This is a genomic window from Pseudoalteromonas espejiana DSM 9414, assembly GCF_002221525.1.
Taxonomy (GTDB): domain Bacteria; phylum Pseudomonadota; class Gammaproteobacteria; order Enterobacterales; family Alteromonadaceae; genus Pseudoalteromonas; species Pseudoalteromonas espejiana.
Map to the genome: position 1 here is coordinate 1,549,377 of NZ_CP011028.1, position 25,113 is coordinate 1,574,489.

Here is a 25,113-nt window from a genome sequence, read left to right on the forward strand (position 1 = left end):
CCCTTTTTTTATAGAAAGCGATTAAATTATGAAAAAAAAAATTCTCTTGTTAGGATTTTCAACTGCTCTACTTTCACCTCTAGCTACTGCTAATAATCAATTTCAAATATTTACTCACTTTGACGCAGAAATTTACACTGAAGCACAACCTGTACAAGCATTTATAGATGATTTTGACGCGCCTATTAAATCAGGCGATAGCGCATTTACCTATAATATTTTTGAAGTTGGGGTTGGTTACGGAAACTTTAAAGTAGGCCTGCAAAGCCGATATGATTACGTACTTAATTTTGACCCAGACACAGCACTTTACACTTATTTAGAAAAAAACGACTTACCCTTTGAAGATCGTTTTTATAGATACCAACTAGATGCTAAGCAAGTTACCTCTAATGGTATGTTTGTCTCTTATGACTTTAAATTTTTAGACAAAAATGCATTAACCATTACGCCTAAACTGTCTGTTTTTGCCAGCACTCATTTTCAAGATGCCTCAGTAGATGGCCGTATTTTTAGTGATGAAGTTGAAGGCAGTATCACTGCCGATTATAACTTTTCGAAAGATATTTTATTTAAAGAGTTTACACCATCAAACAACCCAGAAGGTTTAGGTTATAGCCTAGATATATTTGCTGATTGGCAAGTAAACGATGAGCTAAAAGTAGGCTTAAGTGTTAAAGACTTACTCTATAAAACCGACTTCGACGACACAGGCTCTGTAAAAGGACAAACAACAGAGATCCCGTTTAGCGAAGATGAAAATGGCGATGTAACATCTACGCCTACTGTATCATTACAAACTTCAGCGTTTGGTAATACACAGTCACACACTCTTGATATGGAAATGCGCATTGCAGCATTTGCCGATTACAGAATTAATCAACGTTATTCAACAGTGCTAACCATTAAACAATACGATGAAGACACCTTTAGTCAATTAAAGGGGCGCGTTCATTTTTGGGATCATTGGAAAGTGCAAGCAGGGTATGAAACAAAAAGCGAAGCGTTTTTAGTTGGTATTGAAAACGAGTATTTTGGACTTAATTTACAAACCGACAGCTTAGATTTAGATAAAGCTTATTATGCGAATGTAAATTGGTACATGAACATTAAGTTTTAAGGAATGCAGATGTTTAAAAAACTTTTACCTTTATCGGTTGCTTTAGCAATAAGTGGCTGTGGCGGTTCTTCAGATAGTAATGAAGATGAAGCGGTTGTAATTAGCGTAGCATCTACCTCTACAGTAAACTTTTATGTGCCACAGTGGCAATCAGCTAAAGGCACGCTTAACCAATTAGATAGCCAGGGCAATGTGATTGACTCGGTTGCTGTTGATAATATTAACACTGCAAGTGTAAGCGTATCGCCACTTAATTTTTATACATTTGAGTTTGTTCCTGATGATAGCGCACTGCCTTGCCCACGTTTTACAGGCTGTGGCAGAACACTACGCGGTGATGTTAACGATTTAAATGAAAACCGCATAATTGATTTTGAAGAAATAACAGGTGTGAGTTTAAATTACGCGGCACGTGCGTATGTTGCACCGGGTGTGAATGAAGTGTTTTTCTCGCCAATGAGCAGCGTTATTACTGAGAACAACTATGATGCAACGCTTGCAAGTTTAGCTGCAAGCCCATTTTATCAGCTAACACATAGCAATTTAAGCAACACATTAGAGGCTGAAGTTGTCGCTAATGCATTTACCTATGGTGCTATTGTGGCGGGTGTATCGGTTGAGGGCTTTGATTTATCAACAGCGTTTGATGATTTCATTACTGAGCAAGCAGATACGAGTGCATGGCAAACATACAGTAGCATAGCGGATCAATACCTTGCAGATAACCTTTATAGCGAGCAAGGTAATGGCCTAATTCAAAGTGTAGCGGGGCAAGTTAAACAAACGGTTGCCAGTGTAACAACCTTTAAAAATTGGCAACAAAAAACGGAAACTGAACAACAGCTAGAGTCGCGCGAATTACTTGAAGACGTAAGAGATGCGCTTGGTGTAGTACGTTTACAAGATTCAACCTACGCAGATGACTTAGATGCAAAACTGGTTGAGTTAGAGAGTGCGCTGGATGATGATACGCAGCAAGCAATTACAGTGCTTGCTAATGTTATTAACGAGGTTTTAATTAACTACTCGCCACTTGCTGAGGTGTCAGCGAGCGAAGGGCAGTACACGCTTCGCGAACTTGATATTACTTATTCAACGTCACCTTATGAGTGGGTAATTACGGGCACGTACGATGGTTTACCCGTCAATATTGATATGTCTATTCCAACCTTTAGAGTAAGTGGTGTACTTGGCGATAAAATTGAAGGAGTAATGAGTGCGTCTGTCATTAATGGCGATACCAGCTTAAATGTAGATGTAAGCGAATTATTGGTTGAGTTTGATGGTATAGATAGCCAAAGTGAGTTACTCCCCGATGCGCAAACTGGTATTGCTAATATTACAACTGATGTAGTGATTGTTAAGCCGTCGGGAGAGCTTTCAGGTGAGTTATCCTTAGATATAGAACGGTTTGTTTCTGCGTTTGCAGAAGAAGTGACGTCTTTATCTGCGTTTGATTTTTCAGGGCAGTTTCAAAGCGATATTCAAACAACACCTTTTCATATTACTGCACTTGAGGCTTCTCCGCTAACAGGCGATGAAAATGATGATTTAATGTTTGGTTTAGAGCTTGCTTTACCCTTAGGTGGAGCGAGTGACTTTAGCTTAGCTTATGTTGGCGATGTGGTTGATTTATCGCAGCTTACGAGCACAGATGTGTTTGTTAGCATACAGCAAAAAGCGCTAGATTTACGCATTAGAGAAGTAAATAGTAATATTAGTTTAACTGCAAAAGGTGAAAACGGTCGCTGGCTTGATGTAAAGCAGTCGGGTAGTAATTACAGCGGCGGTTTATATGTAGGTGATACTAAAATAGCGGATGTAACAGCAGTACGTGGTATTCCAGGGGTGTTATTTCCTAATGGGGATTTTGAGTCTGTATTTTAATTTGCTTTAAACTTACTTTATCTACAATTAAGCCCAATAAATTTAAGCGTTTATTGGGCTTTTTTTACATTTAAGGCTGAGTTATAGCAGCTCTATTTCCACCGTTTCACCTTCTGCGATATTGCCACTTTTGGCAGGTACAACAATTAAGCAATTGGCTTTACTCAATGAAGAAAGTACGCCAGAGCCTTGTTTTACAACAGGGCTTACAACAAGGTTATTGTGCTCGTCATTATGGGCAATACCACGTTGAAAGTCAGTGCGGCCAGGTCGTTTTTTAATTTGTGCAGTTGTCACTGCTTTTAAACGTAACTTAGCTTTATGCTCGTTACCAGAGAGCTTAGTAAGCGCGGGTTTTACAAGTCGCTCAAGTGTAACAGCTGCAGATACAGGGTTGCCCGGTAAACCAAAAAAGTAGCTATTAGGTAATTTACCAAAGGCAAAAGGTTTGCCTGGTTTCATGGCTATTTTCCAAAAATGAATGTCACCAATTTCGTTTAACACTTCTTTTGTAAAATCAGCTTCGCCGACCGATACACCGCCAGAGCTAATTACGGCATCTGCTTGCTCATTGGCTTTTACAAAGGTGTTTTTAATAAGGGTTTTATCATCGGGAATGATTCCAAAATCAATTACTTCAATGTTTTGATCGTTAAGCTCACTAATTATTACAGCCCGATTGCTCTCATAAATAGCGCCAGCTGGCAGCGCATTACCAGGTTCTATAAGTTCGTCACCTGTAGAAAAAACAGCGACTTTTAGCGTTTCATATACACTTACTTGGTTAATGCCAATAGAGGCAAGTAAACCTACATCTACGCCTTTTAGCTTTCTACCTGCTTTTAAAACAACACTGTTATCGGCTATGTCTTCACCAGCAAAACGTACGTTAGCATTAAGCTCAATGTTGCCTGTAAATGTTATTTCGTCATTATTAGCAGTCGCGTTTTCTTGCATTACTACCGCATTAGCGCCAGGCGGTAGGGCAGCGCCGGTCATAATTCTTACACACTGGCCTGGTGTTAAGGTGTTTTTAAACGTTTGCCCCGCAAAAACACTGCCTATTTGTTTATACGTTTTTAGGCCTTCGCTAATACATAAAGCATACCCGTCCATTGCTGAATTATCATGAGCGGGTACATTAATACTTGATTTAACGTCATCAGCTAAAATGCGACCAACACTTTGCATTATTGAGAGTGTTTGTGCGCCTTTTTTAAAGCTAATTGCGCTGAGCATATTTTTAATTGCTGTTTCTACTGGTAATAAACCAGGTGCATTGCATACATCGTTCATATATATTGTTTTTTATAATGTGTCTGATTTTTAAAACAATACTTATAATGTTAAAGCTTTACAATACATGGCGTGGTTATTTGTTAATACTGTTAGCTGTATTGAGTAATCCCTTACACGCTAAAGAAACACTACACATAGCGGTAGCAAGTAATTTTAAACCTGTACTACAAACGCTGGTAAAAAACCCAGCGCTTAAAAATTTAAATATAAAAATTTCTGCGGCCTCCAGTGGCGTATTACATTCTCAAATAATGCATGGTGCGCCTTACGATATTTTTTTATCAGCCGATGCCGCTCGCCCGCAAGCGCTTATTAAAGACGGTTTTGCAATAAAAAGTAGCCTTACTACGTATGCCATAGGTTTATTAGCGCTGTGGCAGCCTAGTACGGGCGCAATAAATAATAAATTAGCGATAGCTAACCCGCGTTTTTCACCTTATGGGCAGTCATCGGCGCATTACGCTAAAAATTATATTAACCCACCGTATGAGTTTGTGTATGCAAATAATATTACTCACGCATTTCAGTTTGTAGAAACCGGTAATGCGGCTAAGGGCTTAGTGGCTTTATCTACCCTAAAGGCAGCTTACAAAAAAAATAATGATAAAAAATACTTAAATTATGAGCTTGTGCCAATCAATCAATACCCAGAGATCACGCAACAAGGGGTTATTATAAGTGCAAGCCGCCATTTAGCAGCTGCCGAGCAATTTATGGCATTTATAACCCAGCCAAGTACTGCCAAATTGCTGCAAACTGAAGGCTACAAAACAAAGGAAGCACATGTTAGCAAGTGATGTAACCGCGCTTTGGTTAACCATAAAGCTTGCATTTATAACTGCAGCCATTTTACTTGTGCTGTGCATCCCCCTTGCATGGAAACTGGCAAGCTATAAGGGCAGGCTAAAACCCATTTTAGAGGCGCTCATTGCAATGCCGCTAGTACTGCCTCCTACATTAATGGGGTTTTATTTATTGGTGTTGTTTTCGCCAACCCATGCGTTTGGCCAGTTTTGGTTTTGGTTAACAGGTACTCAACTTGCGTTTAGTTTTCAAGGTGTGGTTATAGGCTCGTTATTTTATTCATTGCCTTTTGTAATGCAGCCTTTACTTGCAGGGTTTAAACAAATAAATACAACGTATAATCAGGCCGCGGTAGCGCTTGGGATCAGCCCAATTAAGCGTTTTTTTTATTTAACGCTGCCATTATTAAAGCCCAGTATAGGCAGTGCATTTGCGCTGGGTTTTGCCCATACACTGGGCGAATTTGGATTAGTATTAATGATAGGCGGAAATATTCAAGGCGAAACACAAGTGGTGTCTATTGCGCTTTATGACCATGTTGAATCGTTAAACTATGGTGCTGCGCATCAGTTGTCGTTAGTGCTTCTTGCAATTTCGTTTGCGTGTTTAGTTTTATTATTTAAGTTTAATAAAACCGTGATAAACGGAGACGCTAATCGTGCTTAAATTACAGTGTAAGCAAGTTTTTGATAGCTTTAATCTTGATGTAGATATTAGCATTAATGACTTTAATGTATTAGGTGTGTTTGGGCCATCTGGCTCAGGTAAATCAAGCTTGTTGCACGCTATAGCTGGGCTTAACAGTGCACGCAGTGTTTATATTAATAATAAAAACATTACTCATCTAGCGCCTGATAAACGCGCACTTACTTTACAACTGCAATCGTGCCCGTTGTTCCCGCATTTAAATGTTTTGGGTAACTTACAATTTACGCAAAAGCATTGTAAAAACAAATCAACCACTTTAACTCTTGAGCGGGTTAGCGCGCTTTTAAACTTAGAACCATTATTAAACCGTGATGTATCGGGCTTATCGGGCGGTGAGCAACAGCGCGTTATTTTTGGCAGAACACTTTTAAGCGGACAATCGGTAATATTACTTGATGAGCCCTTTAGCGCACTAGATTGGCACACTCGCTTTAATATGCTTAGCGCAGTACAAGAGCTAAATAAGCAGCACGCCATTAAATTCATAATTGTGAGTCACTCTTTAAAAGAGCTGCTTTTTTGCAGCGATACCCTGTTACACATAGTTAAAGGTAAAGTGCTAGCGGAGGGCAATGCACAGCAAGTTGCCAATGCTATTTATGCAAGCAACAACCAAACGCCGTTAAGCGTATTAAATTATAGCAACCAACAATTTGATGAAAATTTTCAGGTGTACAAACTTACACTAAACAACAGTAATCAGAGCTTATATGTAGCGCCTGAGCACATCAAGAAAAACCAAAAGTTAATAGTAGAAAGCGCGCAAATTACTTGCAGCAAAGCTAAGCCTAGTGCTACGAGTGACTGTAATGTTCTCATAGGTGTATTTGAACACGCCAAGCTTATTAATAATCAATACCAGCTTACAATTACCGTCGATACTCAGCTAATTTATTGCACCGCATCAAAACGCCAGTGGCAGCAAAATGAGGTAAATAAAGGTGAGCTACTGTACGTTAGCATTAATAATCTAGAGACTAATTAAGCACCACACACCGCGCAGTGCTTATTTTTTGTAATGTTAAAGCGGTTAAACTCCATGCTAAGCCCGTCTACCAGTAATAGTTGTTCAGTGAGTTTACTCGGCAAGCCTGCTAATAATTTAAGTGCCTCAGTGGCTTGAATACTGCCAATTAACCCTACAATTGGGGAAAGGACCCCCGATTCTGAGCAGCTTTGTGTTTGCTCACTAAATAACTGTGATAAGCACCCATAACAATGGCTATTTTGTGCCATGGTAAAACAGGCAACTTGGCCTTCCATTCTAATTGCAGAGCCCGATACTAACGGCGTATTGGTATTATAGCAGGCGCTATTGAGTAGGTTTCGCGTGGCTATGTTGTCAGAGCAATCTATAACCACATCAACAGTGTTTAATAGCGTATTAAGTGCAAAGTCTTCATCTAAAAAAGCATCAATTGTGTGTATATCTATTTCATCATTCAAGCTGGTTAACTGCGCTTTAGCGGCGTGTGCTTTTAAGCTTCCCACATCTGTTTGCTTATAAAGCACCTGCCTTTGCAAGTTTGTAGCATCGACCAGATCGTTATCTACAAGCGTTAATGTTCCCACACCTGAGGCAGCTAAGTACTGTGCAACCGGGCAGCCTAAGCCACCTAAACCCACTATAAGCGCATGAGATTGCCATAGTTTTTCTTGTCCATCTATATCAAGTTGTACAAGCATAATGTGGCGAGAATAACGTAATTGCTGTTGATAAGTTAATGGCGGTTTTTGCATAAATGTACGCTCAAATTTTTTTGTAACAATACCAAGTAGTTAAAACCTAGAGCAAGTAAAGCTTTAAAAATCTTTGCACTGTTAACGCCCATCGCTGCTACTTAAATAGTGCAAAGCGAAATTATTATCAATAGCGAAAATTGTAACTTACTGAATTTGTTATTTTTTAATTGTTGGCTTAGTAATTGCTGAATATGGTTAACGTTAAATTAACAACTGGCGCGGTATATATGCTACCAAAGTAGTATGTACTGCTTAAAACAATAATCGTTACAAGGAAAAAATAACATGCAACCGAGTACTGGGTTTAATCTCATATCGTTTAGCGGAAAAATGAAAATACTGCATTTAAGCTGGATGGTGTTTTTTATCTCATTTTTTGTCTGGTTTAACCATGCACCATTATTAGGTGCTATAGCGGGTTCGTTAGGTATTACTATGGCACAAGTAAAAACACTGCTTATTTTAAATGTTGCCTTAACTATTCCTGCGCGTGTTGTAGTAGGTATGCTAACCGATAAATTTGGCCCGCGTATTGTATACGCAGCTCTACTCATTTTATGTAGTATCCCGTGTTTTATGTTTGCAATGGCTACCACATTTGAGCAAGCCGCTATTGCCCGTTTTGCACTTGGTTTTATTGGTGCGGGTTTTGTTGTTGGTATTCGCATGGTGAGCGAGTGGTTCCCGGCAAACGAGTTGGGTACAGCCGAAGGTATTTACGGCGGCTGGGGTAACTTTGGCTCGGCGGCAGCCGCAATGCTATTACCAGTATTAGCGCTTATGTTTGGCGGTGACGATGGTTGGCGCTATGCGATTGGCTTAACGGGTGTGTTAAGCGTAATTTTTGGTGTTATTTGGTATATAAACGTTACCGACACGCCTAAAGGCGGCACTTACTTTAAGCCTAAAAAAGTAGGGGCAATGGAAGTAACCAGTAAAGGCGACTTTGTACTGCTGCTGATAATGAAACTACCTATGTACGGTGCTTTAGCGCTACTTACCTGGAAGCTTTCGCCATCGGGCGCAAGCTTACTTTCTGAAAATTTGGTAATAGGGACGTACGCGTTTTTAGTACTGCTGTATATTTACGAAGTGTATAAAACGTTTGATATAAACGGCCATATTTTTAAACAACCTGTTCCAGAGTCACATCGTTACGAGTTTAAGCAAGTGGCTGTTTTAAATGTTCTGTACTTTACAACATTTGGCTCAGAGCTTGCCGTTGTATCTATGTTGCCATTATTTTTTATGGAAGTATTTGGCCTTGATATGGTGTACGCAGGTTTACTTGCATCAGCCTATGCATTTATGAACTTAGCCTCTCGCCCTGGTGGTGGTTGGATTTCAGATAGAATGGGTCGTCGTAAAACACTGATTGTACTTACCACCGGCTTAGCTGTAGGTTATTTTGTTATGGGTTTAGTGGATGCTAGCTGGCCGCTTTGGCTTGCAGTTGCCGCTGCCATGGCATGTTCGTTTTTTGTGCAAGCAGGTGAAGGTGCTGTATTTGCGGCTGTGCCACTAATTAAACGCCGTTTAACGGGTCAAATTGCAGGTATGACGGGAGCGTACGGTAATGTAGGAGCTGTTGTATATTTAACGGCGCTTTCATTAGTTGATTACCAAACATTCTTTATGATTATCGCGGCAAGCGCATTGTTAGGTTTAGGTGCTTTGTTATTTATGAAAGAACCTGATGGCCATATCACAGAAGTAAACGAAGATGGCACCGTTGAACTTATTTCTGTGACTTAAGGCAACCTTATGTTTGATGAAACCCAAAAAGCCAGCGCACTTAAAAACGAACTTAACGTTGAGTTTGGTGGCTATAGCAGCAAAGGTATAAAAACCGAAAACCAAGATGCGTTTGCTGCCCTTAATACTCAAGCGCAAGAAAAAGAGTCAAAAGGGGTTATTGCCTGCTTGGCCGATGGGTGCTCATCAGCAAAAAATGCCAAACAAGCGTCACAGTTATCGGTAACGCACTTTATAAATGAGTATTTAAATACACCACCAAGTTGGGCCGTTAAAAAGTCGGTATCTAAGGTATTGGCCAGTTTAAATCAGTGGCTCTATTCGCAATCGGTTAATTACAATCACCTTGGCCAGCGCCAAGCAGATTGGATGACCACGTTTACAGCGCTTATTTTAAAATCGGCCACGGGTTATATTTTTCATTTAGGTGATACCCGAATTACGCGTTTACGTGCAAAAAGTATGGAGGCGATAACACGCGACCATAAAGTAAACGATACCCTAACGCGAGCTTTAGGCGCACAACTTCATCAAGAAATTGATGTATACGAAGTTGAACTTAAAGCTGATGATATTTATATACTTACCTGCGATGGTGTACACGATGTGTTGCCATACAGTGATATACAAAAGCTAATTGATGAGCATACTAATTTAGAGCACGCAGCAAAAGCAGTGACAGAGCTTGCCATAACAAGAGGCAGTAACGACAACGTAAGCTGCTTACTTGTAAAAGTGAATAGTATTGCAAAACAAAATTTAGACGAGTTATATCATTCTTTAACTAGGCGAAAAATTCCGCCACCGTTAAAGGTTGGCCAAAAAATTGATGACTTTACTGTTATCCGTGAATTACACGCTAGTAGCCGCTCGCACATTTATTTAGTGCAACAAACACCCGATACACCGCCTGTTGTATTAAAAGCGCCTTCGGTAAATTTTGAAGACGATGTGCACTACCTTCAAGGCTTTATAAGAGAAGGCTGGGTGGGGCAACGTATTAATCATCCCAATGTAATGAAGGTTTTAAATACGCAATCGCAAAGCCGATTTTTATATCATATTTGCGAATACATGGACGGGCAAACACTGAGTGATTGGAAGCATGATGTGCCGCATCCAGAAATTACCCAAGTGCGCAGTATTATTGAACAAATAGTACAAGCACTTAGAGCGTTTCAGCGCTTGGATATGGTGCATCGCGATTTAAAACTCGATAACGTGATGATAGACGCTCATGGCAAAGTAACATTAATCGATTACGGCACGGTAAGTGTTGCGGCTATGGATGAGTCAGTAAAGCAAATTGCAGATGATTGCCCGCAAGGGACGGTAGATTATACCGCACCAGAGACGCTTATTACTATGCACGCCGATTTTAAAAGCGATTTATTTTCGCTAGGCGTTGTTGCGTACGAATTATTATGTTCAAAATTGCCGTATCAGCCACTCGCGCATAATCATGTACCAAAAGATTACAGTCACTGGCAATACACAAGTATTCGTAAACACAGAGCAGATATCCCGTTTTGGTTAGATCAGGCTTTAATGAAAGCATTGGCTCCCAAACCCGAATTTAGATACCACGCATTTTCTGAATTTATAAGTGATATCAATAAACCTAATCCACATTTAAAAAGTACCGCCCCGAAAGACTCAATAATGAAACGCGATCCGGTTTTAATCTGGAAAAGTATTTCGTTGTGCTTATTTATAGCCTTGGTGTGTGTACTCATAATTAAAAATTAAGAGATAAACATGTTAAATCATAAAAAAAACTTACCTATTATTTTTATACTGGGTAGCTTAACTGCGCCTTCAATAAGCCAAGCGGCGCAAACCGATCTTAACTTTAGACTGCGTTTTGAAAGCGCAGAGCAAGATAACGCGTTAAAAGATGCAAGTAGCTTAACGCTGCGTACACGCCTTACTCATAAAACAGATGAAGTGAATGGTTTTTCTGCACTTATTGAAGTTGAAGACAGCCGAAGCCTGTTAGGTGTAGACGATTACAATAATACATTGGGTAAAAATACTAATTACTCAGTAATAGCGGACCCAGAAATCACAGAAGTAGATCAGGGTTTTATAAAGTACGCAAAAGATGCTTTATCAATTAAAGTGGGTAGGCAAGTAATAGCGCTTGATGGGCAGCGGTTTGTCGGCCACGTTGGTTTTAGGCAAGACAGGCAGACCTTTGATGCTGCAACAGTAAATTACACGTTTAATGACATTAACTTGCACTATAGCTACATAAGTAAGCGCAACCGTATATTTGCCGATAACAAAGATATTGATTCATCAGATCACCTTATCAATGCAAGTTTTAAAACAAGCGTAGGTAAGGTGGTTTTATACAGTTATTTATTAAGTAACGATGCGGTAGATGATGACAGCTTAGATACCTATGGCGTTTCTTTTAATGGTAATAAAACGCTCAGCGATATTAAATTTTACTACAAAGCTGAGTACGCCACGCAATCTGCATCAACGAGTATGAGCGATTTTGACGCAGATTATTATGCGTTTGAAGGCGGTATTGATTTAGGCGGTTTAGGCATTGAAACCGTTACATTAAAAGCCGGTATTGAGTCACTGGGTTCTGATAATGGCGATTATGGTTTTGCTACGCCGCTTGCCACAATGCATAAATTTAATGGTTGGGCTGATACGTTTTTAGCAACTCCTGCACAAGGGCTTGATGACACTTATATAAGCTTAAATGGTAAAGCCTTTGACGGTAAATGGTTAGTGGCGTATCACAGCTTTAATGCAAACGACAGCGTCAATGGGGTTGATGATTTAGGCTCAGAGCTTAATGTGCAATACGTTAAGCCTATTAATAAAACCTATGCCGTAGGCGCTAAATATGCCGATTATTCAGCAGGCGATAGCGCGGCAGGCAAAGTCGATACCCAAAAGCTATGGGTATGGGTAAGTGCTAAATTTTAGCCTTCGTAATTTAAAGCGTTACAAGTTGGTGCAATAGCGTCAGCTTGTGGTGCTTTCACTTCTTTTTCACTGCACAAATTTGGTTAAGTTACTGAAATATAATATTTATATATCTGGCTTGCATATTGCTATAACAATCACATAATAAATTATACGTTTGCAGTATTCATTTATGTAATGAGTACTTTAAACAAAACAGGTGATTTTAATGCCAAGCAAGCAGCGTGTTGTCGTCGTAGGAAACGGAATGGTCGGGCATCATTTTGTACAGCAGCTAGTATCACAACAAGGTGATAGCAAAAATGTTGATATTACCGTGCTCAGTGGTGAAGACCGCCTCGCTTATGACCGTGTACAACTCTCGTCATTTTTTAAAGGTAAAAGCGAAGACGATTTAGCACTTACCTCAAGTAAAACCTACCAAGATTGGCAAGTCAGCTTTCATACTCATTCTAAAGTGGTGGATATAAACCGCGATGCAAAAAAGGTGACTACCTCAAAAGGCGAATCATTTGCGTACGACAAGCTAATACTGGCAACGGGCTCATTTGCATTTGTGCCACCTATTCCTGGTAAAGAACGTGAGCATTGCCTAGTTTACAGAACCATTAACGATTTACACGCCATAAAAAAATCAGCACAAGGTAGTAAAGTCGGCGTGGTTATTGGTGGCGGTTTATTAGGGCTGGAAGCTGCAAATGCGTTAAAGCAGCTTGGCTTGCAAACCCATGTAATAGAATTTGCGCCTCAACTTATGGGCGTACAAATAGATAGTGCTGGTGGGCGGTTACTAAAAAATAAAATTACCGAGCTCGGCGTTACAGTGCATACCTCAGTGGCTACAGAGCAAATTATTGAGGGTAAAAACAGCCGTTATAAAATGTGTTTTAAGGGGGGGCAAACCCTAGAAACCGACATGATTGTATTTTCAGCCGGTATTCGCCCATACGATAATTTAGCTCGCGAGTTTAATTTAGAATTAGGTGAGCGCGGTGGCATTGTAATAAACAACCATTGCCAAACGAGTGATAAAAACATATACGCAATAGGCGAATGCGCCCTTTGGAATAACTTTATTTTTGGCCTTGTAGCACCGGGCTACGCTATGGCAAAAGTAGCGGCGGGGCATGTTCTAAAACAGCTTTCTTCAAGTACAGCTTCAGACACACCTTTAAATAACAATTCAAACAATACTGATGAATTTAGCGGCGCCGATATGAGCACCAAGCTTAAATTAATGGGTGTTGAAGTGGGTTCAATTGGTGATGCCCATGCACGCAGTGAAGGCGCAATTAGTTATTACTTTGAAGATCAGCCAAACGGTATTTACAAAAAAGTAGTCACTAATGAGCAAGGTAATAAACTCATAGGTGCTGTACTTGTTGGCGATACCAGCGAATACGATAACTTATTGCAGTATCACTTAAATAGTATAGAGCTTAGTGTGCCCGCGGAGTCTTTAATAATGCCGCTTGCAGGAGATACTGGTGAGCTAAGCGCTGATGATTTACCAAGTGATGCCATTATTTGTGCGTGCCACAAGGTTACAAAACACACCATTGAACACGCTGTTATGCAAGGCTGCAGCGATTTAAGTGATGTGCAGCAAGCCACTAAAGCAAGTACTGGCTGTGGAGGCTGTGAAAAATTAGTGCAAAGCGTTATTAGTAGTGCACTTAATAATAAAATAGCCACCCTTATCCCTGTAGATGAACCTGTATCACAGAGCGCTTAACGCTAACAATATGAGAGCAGTATGGAAACTTTAAACACTTGTTCAAACACGCCTTTGCTTAAACAAACTACCTGCGCTTATTGTGGTGTAGGGTGCGGGGTTGATATTTCATTATTAAATAATACCCCAACAAAACTTGAAGGTACGCGCGAGCACCCCGCTAATTTTGGCCGCTTATGTGTTAAAGGCACGCATTTGCTTGACACCACCGGCAGTGATAACCGCTTAACATCGCCCCTTATTGATAACGAGCCTGCCAGCTGGGATGCTGCAACAAAATACGTTGCTAATAGGTTTAACGCCATTATTAAAGAGCATGGGCCGGAATCGGTTGCGTTTTATGTATCGGGGCAGTTACTCACTGAGGATTACTACGTTGCCAATAAATTAATGAAAGGCTACATAGGCTCAGGCAATATAGATACAAACTCAAGGCTTTGTATGTCATCGGCGGTTGCCGGTTATAAACGTGCGTTTGGTGAGGACGTAGTGCCATGTACCTACGAAGATTTAGAGCAAACTGAGCTACTTATTTTAATTGGCTCGAATGCAGCTTGGACTCATCCGGTGCTATACCAGCGTATGGAGCGCGCAAAAAAGCTTAATCCTAACATGAAAGTAGTGGTTATCGACCCGCGAAAAACCGATACAGCCGAACTTGCCGATACCTTTTTAAATATAAAACCAGGCAGCGACGGAGCACTTTATAACGGCTTACTTAATTATTTAAGTGAACATAACTATTTAGATACACAATTTATTAACGAGCATACAAATGGCTTTGAAACAGCGCTTGCAGAGGCGACAAAGTGGAGTGTAAAAGCGGTAAGTGATTTTTGTGATATCGACGCGCAGCAAGTGAAAGATTTTTTCGCCTTATTTGCAAAAAGTCCCACCGCCATTAGTTTTTATTCAATGGGTATTAACCAATCAAGCTCAGGGGTTGATAAGTGTAATGCCATTATAAATGCGCATTTAGCGTCGGGTAAATTACTAAAGCCTGGCTGTGGCCCGTTTTCAATAACTGGGCAACCTAATGCAATGGGTGGGCGTGAAGTAGGTGGCTTAGCAAATCAATTAGCAGCACATTTAGACATTGAAAACGAAGCGCACCAACAGTTAGTGCAGCGTTTTTGGCAATCACCAACAATAGCTAAAAAAGCAGGGTGTAATGCTATTGATATGTTTGATGAAATCGCCAAAGGTAAAATAAAAGCTATTTGGGTAATGGCAACAAACCCTATGGTGAGCCTACCTAATAACGCAGCAATACAAAATGCACTTGAGCAATGTGAGCTGGTGGTTGTGTCTGACTGTATTGCCAAAAGTGATACGCTAAAATTTGCTAATGTGGCGTTTCCATCAACCGGATGGGGCGAAAAAAACGGCACAGTGACTAACTCAGAACGCAGAATATCAAGGCAGCGCCCGCTAGTTGAGCCTTTCTCAGGAGCTAAAAACGATTGGCAAATAATGTGTTTAGTTGCCCAAAAAATGGGTTTTGAAGGATTTGATTTTACAAACCCAAGTGGCATTTTTGAAGAATGGGCACAACTTACTGATTTTGAAAATAACGGTGAGAGGCTATTAAACTTATCAGCCTTAGTAGGGCTTTCGCAGCAGCAATACGATAACTTAAAACCCGTTATGTGGCCGGTACTAAAAAATGAGCCATATAAAAACGGGCAGGTTTTTGTTAATAAACAATTTAGCACCGCAGATAAAAAAGCCCGCTTTATACCTATAACGCCCAAACTTCCGGTGCAGCAAACATCAAGCGATTACCCTTTTGTAATGAACTCAGGGCGAATACGCGATCAATGGCATACAATGAGCCGCACCGGGAAAAGTACAGCGCTTTCTAATCATATAACCCGCCCATACATTGAAATAAACCCCATTGATGCCAGCAGATTAAATATAAAAGCAAACGATTTAATAACTGCCAATGCTAAAACGGGGCAGGTTACAGCTCATGCAAAAGTAACGGATGCCGTGCGTAAAGGTGAGTGTTTTATGCCTATTCATTGGAACAAGCAATTTGCCTCATCCGCTACGGTAAGTGGGCTTTATCAATCGGTTGTTGACCCTATTTCGGGCCAAGCTGAATGCAAACATGGTGCCGTTGATTTAGTTAAAGCGCAGTTTGCTCAGTACATGCAAATTTTTAGCAAAACAGAGCTTAATATAAAAAGTGATTTTTGGCTTAAAGTTAACGCAAGCAATTGTGTTAATTACCAGTTAGCGCTAAATGAGGCACAAAATGACTTACTTTATTACTGCCAAACCCTTACAGGGTTACAAGGGCAGTGGTCGGCAATGGGCAGTGCAAAAGCAATGCATATTCAGTGTATTCAAAACGAGCAGTTAGTGTTTGTTGCGGTTGTTTCGTCAGCTCAAAAAGACATATCACTTGAGTGGATAAATCATTTATTTGCAGAGCCTTTAATAACCTTTAGCCAATTACAGTCATTGCTGTATGCCACCCCCGATGAAGAGTTTACCCAAGGCGCACAAGTATGTAGTTGCTTTAAAGTACGTGAGCAACCCATTATAAATGCCATTAAAAGTGGTACAAATACAGTGGATCAATTGGGGTCTAAATTAAAATGCGGCACTAACTGTGGTTCGTGTAAAACGCAGTTAAGCCAATTAATAAAGCAACATGGTACAAAAAACGCTAACAGTATTGATGTTGCGGTTGTCATTTAAAGTGCTATTTAGAAAAAATAACATAAACACCAAGGAAGCATATGCTTAATGATCAATTTGGTCGGCAGTTTAACTATTTGCGCCTCTCAATTACCGATGTGTGTAACTTTAGTTGCACCTATTGTTTACCAAACGGGTATCAGTGCGATACCCCGCGTAACTTTTTAAATAAAAGCGAAATAAACACCTTAGTAAATGCGTTTGCGCAACTTGGCACAAAAAAAGTGCGTATTACAGGCGGCGAGCCGTGTTTACGCAGTGATGTAACCGATATTATAAAGCTATGTAAAAACACCCCAGGCATAGAAAAAGTAGCCATAACAACGAATGGTTTTAACTTATTTAATAAAATTGATGAGTTTTACAGCGCTGGCTTAGATGCGTTAAACATTAGTATTGATAGCTTAAACCCAAGCATGTTTAAATTAATTACAGGACACGACAAGCTAACCCATATTTTAAAAGGGATAGACCGGGCAATTGAGCTGGGTATAAAAGACATAAAAATAAATGCAGTGCTGGCTAAGCAGTTTAATAAAAACCAATTGAAGGATTTTTTAGACTGGGTGAAACATAAAAAAGTAACGGTACGCTTTATCGAATTAATGGAAACAGGCAATGGTGCCACCTTTTTTGAACAAAATCATTTAAGCGGGCAAAGTGTTAAAGCGCAGCTTTTAGCAAAAGGTTGGTTACAGGTAGTGAGAGGTAAATTAAACGGCCCTGCAGAAGAGTTTTGTCACCCCGATTTTAAAGGCCGCATTGGCTTAATTATGCCCTACAGTAAAGATTTTTGTAAAAGCTGTAACCGATTAAGAGTATCGTCATTAGGCAAGCTACATTTATGTTTATTTGCTGAGCAGGGAATAGACTTACGCCCGCATTTAAATGAGCAAGATACGGCAGCCACTGTAAACGCTATTCAAGCAGCAATGGGCAATAAAACTATTAGCCATGAGCTTGATAAGCGCTTAACGGGCGCTACAACCCATTTAGCTATGTTGGGCGGCTAAAATGATCAATAAAGCAGTGTTTACGGGGGTTGTACTCGCCGGAGGGCAATCATCCAGAATGGGCAGCGATAAAGCCAATCTCATTTTAAAAAATAAAACATTACTACAAAATGCATGTGAATTATTAAAAACTGCAGGAGCAAGTAATGTACTTATAAGTCGTAATGTAAAATGTGCTAATGGGCAATACATACCTGACATATACCCTGATTCTGGACCGCTTGGGGGGATTTATTCAACCTTAATGGCAACAGAGCAAGATATACTTGTAACCGCTGTTGATATGCCATTGCTTACTTGCACGTTATTATCGCAAATTGCATCTGCAGGCAGCTATAATTCCCACTTTCAAACAAATCAGCCACAAATACATGCGTGGCACTTTGAAAATGAACCATTACCCCTGTATATTCGTAACACCCAAAGCGTTAAACGTCATTTAAAACAATTACTCATAAACGCAAATAGTCATAAATCAATTAAACAGTTTACCCGTAGTATTGGTGTGCAAACGCTAAAATGTGATAAAGCGCACGCACTTGTTAATACCAATACACCGGCGCAATTTAAAGCTGTTAACGAGCAATTTGACCAACACAAACCTAATTTACTGAGAAGAACCCTATGAGCCACACAACTGAGTCACAAATCGCATTAAACATTGCCGTAATGACAGTAAGCGATACACGCGATGAAATTACGGATACCTCAGGCCATTATTTAATTAAAGCCCTTACTGAAGCCGGCCATCACTTAGCTGATAAAGACATAGTTAAAGATGATGTTTATCAAATGCGTGCAGTTGCCTCGCAGTGGATTGCCGATGACACCATTCATGCCATTTTAGTCACCGGTGGTACGGGCTTTACCGAGCGCGACTCAACACCAGAGGCATTTGCACCGCTGTTTGATAAAAGCGTAGATGGATTTGGCGAGCTATTTAGGCATATTTCGTACGGCGAAATTGGTAACTCAACTATTCAATCGCGTGCGCTGGCAGGCCTTGCTAATAACACAGTTATTTTCTGTATGCCTGGCTCTACGGGGGCATGTAAAACAGCCTGGACAGGTATTATAAAAGATCAGTTAGACTCAATGCATAAGCCATGTAACTTTGCCCCGCACATTACCATTGGTAAAAAATGCGAATCGCGAGAGCAATAATATGCTGAGCCACGTAGACGAAAATGGCCAAGCAAACATGGTTGATGTATCGCTAAAAGAGGTTACTCTGCGCGATGCATCTGCCGAGGCCTACATTAAAATGAGCAAAAAAGCTTTTGAACAAGTGTTGCTTAACCAAAATAAAAAAGGTGACGTGCTAGGCGTTGCCCGTATTGCGGGTATTCAGGGCGCTAAAAAGTGCGCCGATTTAATTCCGCTTTGTCATCCGCTTGCACTGAGTAAAGTAGCCGTTGATTTTGAGCTTGATGAAGCACATAGCCAAATTAAAGTCACTAGCTACTGTAAATTGGCGGGTAAAACTGGCGTTGAAATGGAAGCGCTCACCGCTGTATCTGTGGCTACTCTTACACTATTTGATATGTGTAAAGCCGCCGATCCGCTTATGGAAATACACGGTATGCGTGTAACGCAAAAAGCAGGAGGCAAGCATGGCAGCTGGCAGCGAGATTAATTTAAATGATACAGCTGCAGGGCATGTAAATGTACTCTTTTTTGGCCAACTTAAAGAGCGCCTAAAGTGCGATAAGTTAACCGTTGATATAGCTCACACCCTTAGCATTTCAGCGTTTAAACACATGCTGGTTGAGCAAAACCCGCACTGGCAGGCATGGCTTGAAGAGCGTGATGTATTGTGTGCGCTTAATCAAACAATGTCATCAAGTGATGAGCTTGTAAAAGCAGGGGATGAGCTTGCTTTTTTCCCACCCGTTACAGGTGGCTAATGAGTATAAGCATTAAAGTACAAACGATGGATTTTTCAGTAGGCGAGCAACATGGCGCACTTTGCAGTGATAACAAAAGTGATGGTGCAGTAGTCACGTTTACAGGGCTTGTGCGAGAATTTAGTAGCGGCGATAACGTAATCGCGCTTGAGCTTGAACACTACCCAGGTATGACTGAGCAACTACTGCAGTCGATAGCCGAGCAAGCGCAAACACGTTGGCAACTTGCTCGCATAAGCATTATTCATCGAGTCGGTTATTTAGCCCTTGGTGAGCAAATTGTATTTGTTGGCGTAACCAGCCGCCACCGCCAAGCCGCGTTTGAAGGCGCGCAATTTATAATGGATTACTTAAAAAACCACGCTACGTTTTGGAAAAAAGAGCATTTTAAAGATTCATCAAACTGGGTTGAGTTTAAACAAAGTGACAAGCAAGCGTTAAATAAGTGGAAAAAGTAGGCGGCCTGAATAAAAATGCGTTTGTAATATATTAATGAAAAAGCTTATCTCAAAAAGAGAATCAGTAGAGTCAGCTTACCTTTGGATAGCGGCTCTATTTATTTTTATAATTATGTTAGAGCTACTAACTGGCTGGTCAATTGGGTCCAAAAGCTCGCCGAGTCAATCTTTAAATATTAATCCGGAACAGTTTTGGCTGGAAATAAAATTTCACTGTAGCTTAGTCATATGGGTAATTTTTAGAGCTTTTATTACATTCCCACTTTTTAGAGCGACTTACAATGGCATGCTCCGTTTTAGAGAAAAACACAAAGTCATAGCAAATATCCTTTTCTATGTACTTACCCCTGTATTTGTCGTGTTTCTTGTTTTAACTTTGTTATATATTTTTGACTTATAATCTTACTTTGTTGATCATCAAGGATGAATGATGAAACTTACGCACTCTTACTTTTATTTATAATCAAAGGTTTAAGATGAAAATAATCTCTACCAATACCTCTAAAATAAAAACGGTTGTTCATAACGGCAAAGAAGTTAAAACCGGTATTTTTAAAACGCCAACCAATGAGCCTGTTGTTATTGAAAAGCTAAATATAATAGGTGATGAACAAGCCGATTTAGTCAATCACGGCGGTATTGATAAGGCAGTTTATGCGTTTTCGCATAATCATTATGCTTATTGGAAACACACCCTTGAGAATGATGATTTAGCAGTAGGCGCCTTTGGCGAAAACTTTACAATTTCAGAGCTTGATGAGCAAAATATTCATATTGGCGATCGTATCCGTGTCGGTACTGCACTGCTTGAAGTAAGCCAGCCCCGTGTGCCGTGCTTTAAGCTTGCCATTGCACTTAATAATAAACAAAGCCTAAAATTATTTACTCAGTATTACCACACGGGTGTTTACTTTAGAGTGCTTGAGCCAGGTATGGCTAAAACAGGGGATGCAGTCACTATTGAGCATAAAGCTGATCATAACATTTCAGTAAAAGCGTTGTTTCAGGCGTTTTACGATAAAAAATACCCAGATTATGAGAGCGTATTATTAGCAGCACTTGAACTCCCCGAGCTTGCGCTTGAGTGGCAAACTAAGATTAAAAAGAAACTCGGTATATAACGCTTTATAAGTGCTATTAAGCTTTTGCTTGCCAACCATCTTCGTTTGAAAAATGTTGCTGTAACAGGGTGAGTAAACTTTCGGTTACTGGGCCTGTAGGTTTACTTCTTGATACCACACAGCCTACAGGCGTTAGCCAACCGCCTTGCTCATGTACTACAGGTAGAGCAACAACGTCACCTTGTTTAAGTTGTTGTTTTATAGCCAACTCAGGCACCAGTGCCCAGCCCACATTTTGTGTTACCAAATCTATGAGTGTTTGATGAGTATTGGCGTACCAAACCTTAGCGCTTATAGCATAGCTAAACCATAACTCTGATTGATTAAGGCTACGGTGAGCACATTGCCTATGTGCTTTTAAGTCACTGCTATTTACTTTATTAAGTTTACCAAGCGCATGTTGCGGTGACGCAATTGTTAAAAAACGAGCTTGGCCTAGCAAAAAAAAGTCCATATCTACCTTTAATTCACCATCACTATATATGATACCTATTTGCGCTTTACCCGTTTTTACAAGCTCTTCTACATCAAACGTAGTGACCGATATTAGCTCAAAGTTTGTAATAGGGTACTGCTGTGCAAGGGGGGCTATTATTTTTAATATTCCGTGGTTACTTATGCTTTCGTCAATAGCTATTACTACGTCTTGCTCGTAGTTTTTAGCAAGAGACTCTACTTTTTGATCAAAATAAGTTTGTTGGTGCAGTATTGAATAAGCCACGGGGAGCAAGGTTTTTCCACTTTTTGTTAAAGTGGGAGTGTTTTTATTACGGTCAAACAATGGTTGATCTATTGCAATTTCAAGATTAGAAATAGCTTGGCTAATACCCGACTGCGCTCGCTTTAGCTTTCGGCCTGTTGCTGAAAAAGAGCCGGTTTCTACTACGGTTACAAATATTTTTAGTTGTTCTAAGCTGTACATTTGATTCTGCTTTATTTAGCTCGGTATATTTATCTTATCACTATAAGTAATGGTTGCTAACTTTTGTATCGCTATAAATCTGTCATTATTACTGCACTTAAATATTAAGAGATAAAAGAGGGCACTATGACAGAGAAAATGGGAGCAACAGAGCGATTATTTCAGGCAGTTTTGTTTGAGGTTTTAGCCGTGTCGTTATCAATTTTAGGTTTAGTACTATTTACAGATCATGCAATTGGGGCTTTGTCGGGCACTATGATAATAATTGCGACTATAGCTATGTGTTGGAACTTTATTTTTAACTGGTTTTTTGACCGAGTGGCCACCGGCGCTAAAGAAAAACGCTCGTTATTGTTTAGGTTGTTTCATGTTGTTTTGTTTCAAGGTGGCTTATTAATTTTGACAGTGCCTATTATGGCGTACATTTTAAAAGTAAGTTTGTGGCAGGCATTACTAATGGATATAGGCGTTACGTTATTTGTAACCTGCTATGCGTTTACCTTTAACTTAGTTTACGACCATACACGGGCCTATGTATTAGCCTCAAAAAAATCAAATCATGCAATAAATACTTAAGGCTATCCATCACTTAGTTCAAGAATTTTTTTAGCCACATCATAAAGCGAGCTGTGTTTATCCATGGCTTGCTTTTGTAGTTTTTTGTGTGCTTGTTCCTCCGTTAACTTTAACTGTTCAATAAGTATATATTTAGCCTGATGAATTATTTTTTGTTCAGTAATAACGCGTTTAGCATCAACTAATGCTTGGTTAATTTGTTTGATATGCTGGCTTTGCTCTAAAATTAAATCGTACATGCTTTTGTTGCTATTAAGCTTGTTTGCTGCTGTATTTTGCACTGACGTTTGTTTAAGCGCTAACTGCCCGTCGGTCATTGGCATGTATTGTTCTTCTAAGGCATTAATTACCTGTTTATTTGAGTTTAAAGTGCGCTGTGCTCGGGCAATTTGCATGGCTGCTGAATCTATTAAATAGTCGCTTAGGTTTTGTTCAATTTTATGCATAATGTCTATGCGGGTTGTTGTAACCTCGTACCAAACTTCACTAAGCTGCGAAAGAGGTTGGGCATTTTCGTCATCTAAATTTTGCAAAAGCCCCCTTAATTGCTCTACTTGTTTATTAACTGGGTGCTCTGTTAAAGAGCGATAACATTTTAATACGTGATCGTCTGCATATTCATTAAAAAACGTAAAGCTATGGTGTTGCTGCTGCACAAAATGCGCAAGCTGTTGTTTTTGCTCAACGGTAAATTTACTAGAAGCAAATGCTTGGGCTCCGCAAGCGCGCTCTTGCCCTGCGTATTCTTTTCCTTGCATAAAATTAAAGTAAGCAACTAATAGGCGAGTAACATGCGGGTCGCTTGCGCCATCTGCAGCTTCTAAAATTATATTTAATAAACACGAAATAAGTTGCGTGTAAGACTGCGTAGCATGCACTGGGGTTATTTTCTGCTGGGCTATTTGTTGGCGAATATCTGGCAGAGCATCTAGCGATTGTAAGCTATGGGTGATCAGGTTATATAAACGAGTATGGCCGGTGTCGGCATTATCTGTAATAAAGGTGCTTTTAATAGAGTGATAAAACTGCGTTTGTGTTTGCTCAGTAAGCAAAATTTGCTGTTGGAGTTGTTCTTTAAAGCGCTTGCGATTGGAGGCCAAGTATATATTGCTCATGCCGCGCTCTTTTTGTAGCTGATGTATAAAGTCGCCAAGTTTTGTAAGCGATGCACAACTTTTTTGAAGTTGTTTGAGGGCATGTATTTCTTGATATTTAGCCGCTAATAAAAATTGTTTTGTGAGAGGATTGCTCGATATCATAGGACTTATTCCACACTTTTTTGTTAATAAAGTGCAACCACTGTTCCAATCATAAAAAAATGTACCGATTGAATTTAAAATCAAATTAAAACAGCCGCTTAAAATCATGTTAATTTTGGGGTCCAATTTAGAACGAGTTTATTTATTACAGGAACAAACCCTTTTGGTGCAAAAAATATAGCTTTTGCACTTTATTGCGACTTAGGTATAAAACAAAAAAAGTGTTTACTCTGTTAACTGCACAGAGCAAACACCAGAGGGGGAATTTAAACGCTGCTATAACTCAGTAGTTCTGGGCTAATAGCCATTTTATGATTAATTACCTCACCTACCATAATTAGCGTAGGGCCGCTTAATGCAGATACTGATGGGTTGTTTAATATGTGCTCTAGCGTACTTGTAATTACTTTTTGCTTACTCGTTGTGGCGTTTTCGATAAGTGATATTGGTGTAGTACTTGGCCAATTTACCGATTGAAGGCCGCTACTTAGCTCTTTTAATCGTCCTAAGCCCATATAAACCACTAAAGTTGGATTATTCTTACCTTGCACAAAGGCATAATTGCTCCAGTTTGGCATTTTTTTAGGATCTGCAAATTGGGCAGTTAAAAATGTGACGCTTCGCGCTACATCACGCGTGGTAAGCGGAATGCCTGTATAGGCAGAGGTTGCGCATGCAGTGGTAACACCAGGTACAATCGCAAAGCTAATATTATGCTTTGTAAGCGCATCAGCCTCTTCGTTTATACGTGCAAATATACTCGGATCGCCTCCTTTTAAACGTACTACGTTTAACCCTTGTTGAGCATATTTAACGAGCAGGGCGCAAATATTGGCTTGTGTCATTGAATGCATACCGGCTCGTTTGCCTACAAATACCCGCTGCGCTTTTTTAGGTAATGTTTTTAGTAAATCTTCGCTTACTAGCCAGTCGTATAAAACGACGTCGGCTGTTTGTATTAAACGCTGCGCTTTTACGGTAATTAGCTCAGCATCGCCTGGGCCTGCACCAATAATATAGACATGGCCGTTTTTACCCCCTGTGCTGGTAAGCTTAACGCCGTTGGTAAGTTTATTTGTAAACTTGTTTAGCCAACCATTTTCAATACCCGAAAAATAAGAAAGCACGCTCATAATAATCTC

Annotated in this window: 23 protein-coding genes; 18 read left to right on the forward strand and 5 right to left on the reverse strand. The window is 40.0% G+C overall.

Annotated features, from left to right (window positions below):
* Positions 1-28 precede the first annotated feature (28 nt).
* Both PESP_RS07150 and PESP_RS07155 read left to right on the forward strand, forming a co-directional pair.
* Positions 29-1,120 (forward strand): hypothetical protein, encoded by a 1,092-nt coding sequence (locus PESP_RS07150; RefSeq protein ID WP_089347402.1) that lies wholly within the window; start codon positions 29-31, stop codon positions 1,118-1,120.
* A gap of 9 nt (positions 1,121-1,129) precedes the next feature.
* Positions 1,130-3,007 (forward strand): hypothetical protein, encoded by a 1,878-nt coding sequence (locus PESP_RS07155; RefSeq protein WP_089347403.1) that lies wholly within the window; start codon positions 1,130-1,132, stop codon positions 3,005-3,007.
* A gap of 81 nt (positions 3,008-3,088) precedes the next feature.
* Here the strand turns inward: PESP_RS07155 and moeA are convergent, their stop codons facing one another.
* Positions 3,089-4,303, reverse strand: a complete 1,215-nt coding sequence (moeA, locus tag PESP_RS07160; protein WP_089347404.1) for a molybdopterin molybdotransferase MoeA — start codon at positions 4,301-4,303, stop codon at positions 3,089-3,091.
* Between the two features lie 47 nt (positions 4,304-4,350).
* Here moeA and modA point away from each other — a divergent pair, with 47 nt between their 5' ends.
* The 3 genes from modA to PESP_RS07175 are packed head-to-tail and all read left to right on the forward strand — an operon-like array spanning position 4,351 to position 6,803.
* Positions 4,351-5,103, forward strand: coding sequence for a molybdate ABC transporter substrate-binding protein (gene modA, locus PESP_RS07165; RefSeq protein WP_089347405.1), 753 nt, complete (start codon positions 4,351-4,353; stop codon positions 5,101-5,103).
* Positions 5,090-5,776 carry a molybdate ABC transporter permease subunit gene (modB, locus tag PESP_RS07170; RefSeq protein WP_089347406.1) on the forward strand — a complete coding sequence of 229 codons (687 nt, stop codon included), beginning with the start codon at positions 5,090-5,092 and terminating at the stop codon, positions 5,774-5,776. The genes modA and modB overlap by 14 nt, the downstream gene beginning before the upstream one ends.
* Positions 5,769-6,803 carry an ATP-binding cassette domain-containing protein gene (locus tag PESP_RS07175; RefSeq protein ID WP_089347407.1) on the forward strand — a complete coding sequence of 345 codons (1,035 nt, stop codon included), beginning with the start codon at positions 5,769-5,771 and terminating at the stop codon, positions 6,801-6,803. The genes modB and PESP_RS07175 overlap by 8 nt, the downstream gene beginning before the upstream one ends.
* On the opposite strand, the gene PESP_RS07180 is transcribed toward PESP_RS07175, so the two are convergent.
* Positions 6,800-7,558, reverse strand: a complete 759-nt coding sequence (locus PESP_RS07180) for a HesA/MoeB/ThiF family protein (protein ID WP_089347408.1) — start codon at positions 7,556-7,558, stop codon at positions 6,800-6,802. The genes PESP_RS07175 and PESP_RS07180 overlap by 4 nt on opposite strands.
* 288 nt (positions 7,559-7,846) lie before the next feature.
* Here PESP_RS07180 and PESP_RS07185 point away from each other — a divergent pair, with 288 nt between their 5' ends.
* The 12 genes from PESP_RS07185 to PESP_RS07245 all read left to right on the forward strand — a co-directional run bounded on the left by PESP_RS07185 (position 7,847) and on the right by PESP_RS07245 (position 21,214).
* Positions 7,847-9,316 (forward strand): NarK family nitrate/nitrite MFS transporter, encoded by a 1,470-nt coding sequence (locus PESP_RS07185; RefSeq protein ID WP_089347409.1) that lies wholly within the window; start codon positions 7,847-7,849, stop codon positions 9,314-9,316.
* Between the two features lie 9 nt (positions 9,317-9,325).
* Positions 9,326-11,065, forward strand: coding sequence for a bifunctional protein-serine/threonine kinase/phosphatase (locus PESP_RS07190; RefSeq protein WP_089347410.1), 1,740 nt, complete (start codon positions 9,326-9,328; stop codon positions 11,063-11,065).
* Between the two features lie 9 nt (positions 11,066-11,074).
* Positions 11,075-12,268 (forward strand): alginate export family protein, encoded by a 1,194-nt coding sequence (locus PESP_RS07195; protein WP_089347411.1) that lies wholly within the window; start codon positions 11,075-11,077, stop codon positions 12,266-12,268.
* Between the two features lie 208 nt (positions 12,269-12,476).
* Positions 12,477-14,003: an FAD-dependent oxidoreductase gene (locus PESP_RS07200; protein ID WP_089347412.1), complete on the forward strand. Its 1,527-nt coding sequence runs from the start codon at positions 12,477-12,479 to the stop codon at positions 14,001-14,003.
* A gap of 21 nt (positions 14,004-14,024) precedes the next feature.
* Positions 14,025-16,715 carry a nitrate reductase gene (locus PESP_RS07205; RefSeq protein ID WP_089347413.1) on the forward strand — a complete coding sequence of 897 codons (2,691 nt, stop codon included), beginning with the start codon at positions 14,025-14,027 and terminating at the stop codon, positions 16,713-16,715.
* 41 nt (positions 16,716-16,756) lie between these two features.
* Positions 16,757-17,728, forward strand: a complete 972-nt coding sequence (gene moaA, locus PESP_RS07210; RefSeq protein WP_089347414.1) for a GTP 3',8-cyclase MoaA — start codon at positions 16,757-16,759, stop codon at positions 17,726-17,728.
* Position 17,729: 1 nt separating this feature from the next.
* A complete protein-coding gene (locus PESP_RS07215) occupies positions 17,730-18,356 on the forward strand; it encodes a molybdenum cofactor guanylyltransferase (protein WP_089347415.1) in 627 nt (208 codons plus the stop codon).
* A complete protein-coding gene (moaB, locus tag PESP_RS07220; RefSeq protein WP_004587753.1) occupies positions 18,353-18,892 on the forward strand; it encodes a molybdenum cofactor biosynthesis protein B in 540 nt (179 codons plus the stop codon). Before PESP_RS07215 ends, moaB begins: the two co-directional genes overlap by 4 nt.
* 1 nt (position 18,893) lies before the next feature.
* Positions 18,894-19,364 (forward strand): cyclic pyranopterin monophosphate synthase MoaC, encoded by a 471-nt coding sequence (gene moaC, locus PESP_RS07225; protein WP_089347416.1) that lies wholly within the window; start codon positions 18,894-18,896, stop codon positions 19,362-19,364.
* Entirely contained in the window at positions 19,342-19,635 is a 294-nt protein-coding gene (locus tag PESP_RS07230) for a MoaD/ThiS family protein (protein WP_089347417.1), read from the forward strand. The genes moaC and PESP_RS07230 overlap by 23 nt, the downstream gene beginning before the upstream one ends.
* Positions 19,635-20,093 (forward strand): molybdopterin synthase catalytic subunit MoaE, encoded by a 459-nt coding sequence (gene moaE, locus PESP_RS07235; RefSeq protein ID WP_089347418.1) that lies wholly within the window; start codon positions 19,635-19,637, stop codon positions 20,091-20,093. Before PESP_RS07230 ends, moaE begins: the two co-directional genes overlap by 1 nt.
* Before the next feature lie 476 nt (positions 20,094-20,569).
* Complete coding sequence (locus PESP_RS07245) at positions 20,570-21,214, forward strand: MOSC domain-containing protein (RefSeq protein ID WP_089347420.1); 645 nt, start codon at positions 20,570-20,572, stop codon at positions 21,212-21,214.
* Between the two features lie 16 nt (positions 21,215-21,230).
* Here the strand turns inward: PESP_RS07245 and PESP_RS07250 are convergent, their stop codons facing one another.
* Positions 21,231-22,136, reverse strand: coding sequence for a LysR family transcriptional regulator (locus PESP_RS07250; protein WP_089347421.1), 906 nt, complete (start codon positions 22,134-22,136; stop codon positions 21,231-21,233).
* Between the two features lie 126 nt (positions 22,137-22,262).
* Between PESP_RS07250 and PESP_RS07255 the strand changes: the two genes are divergently transcribed.
* Entirely contained in the window at positions 22,263-22,712 is a 450-nt protein-coding gene (locus PESP_RS07255; RefSeq protein WP_089347422.1) for a PACE efflux transporter, read from the forward strand.
* Positions 22,713-22,714: 2 nt separating this feature from the next.
* Here the strand turns inward: PESP_RS07255 and PESP_RS07260 are convergent, their stop codons facing one another.
* Together PESP_RS07260 and cobA are read right to left on the reverse strand one after the other, a co-directional pair.
* On the reverse strand, positions 22,715-23,971 hold the full coding sequence (locus PESP_RS07260) for a nitrate- and nitrite sensing domain-containing protein (RefSeq protein WP_089349120.1): 1,257 nt from the start codon (positions 23,969-23,971) through the stop codon (positions 22,715-22,717).
* Between the two features lie 266 nt (positions 23,972-24,237).
* On the reverse strand, positions 24,238-25,104 hold the full coding sequence (cobA, locus tag PESP_RS07265) for a uroporphyrinogen-III C-methyltransferase (protein WP_089347423.1): 867 nt from the start codon (positions 25,102-25,104) through the stop codon (positions 24,238-24,240).
* Positions 25,105-25,113 lie beyond the last annotated feature (9 nt).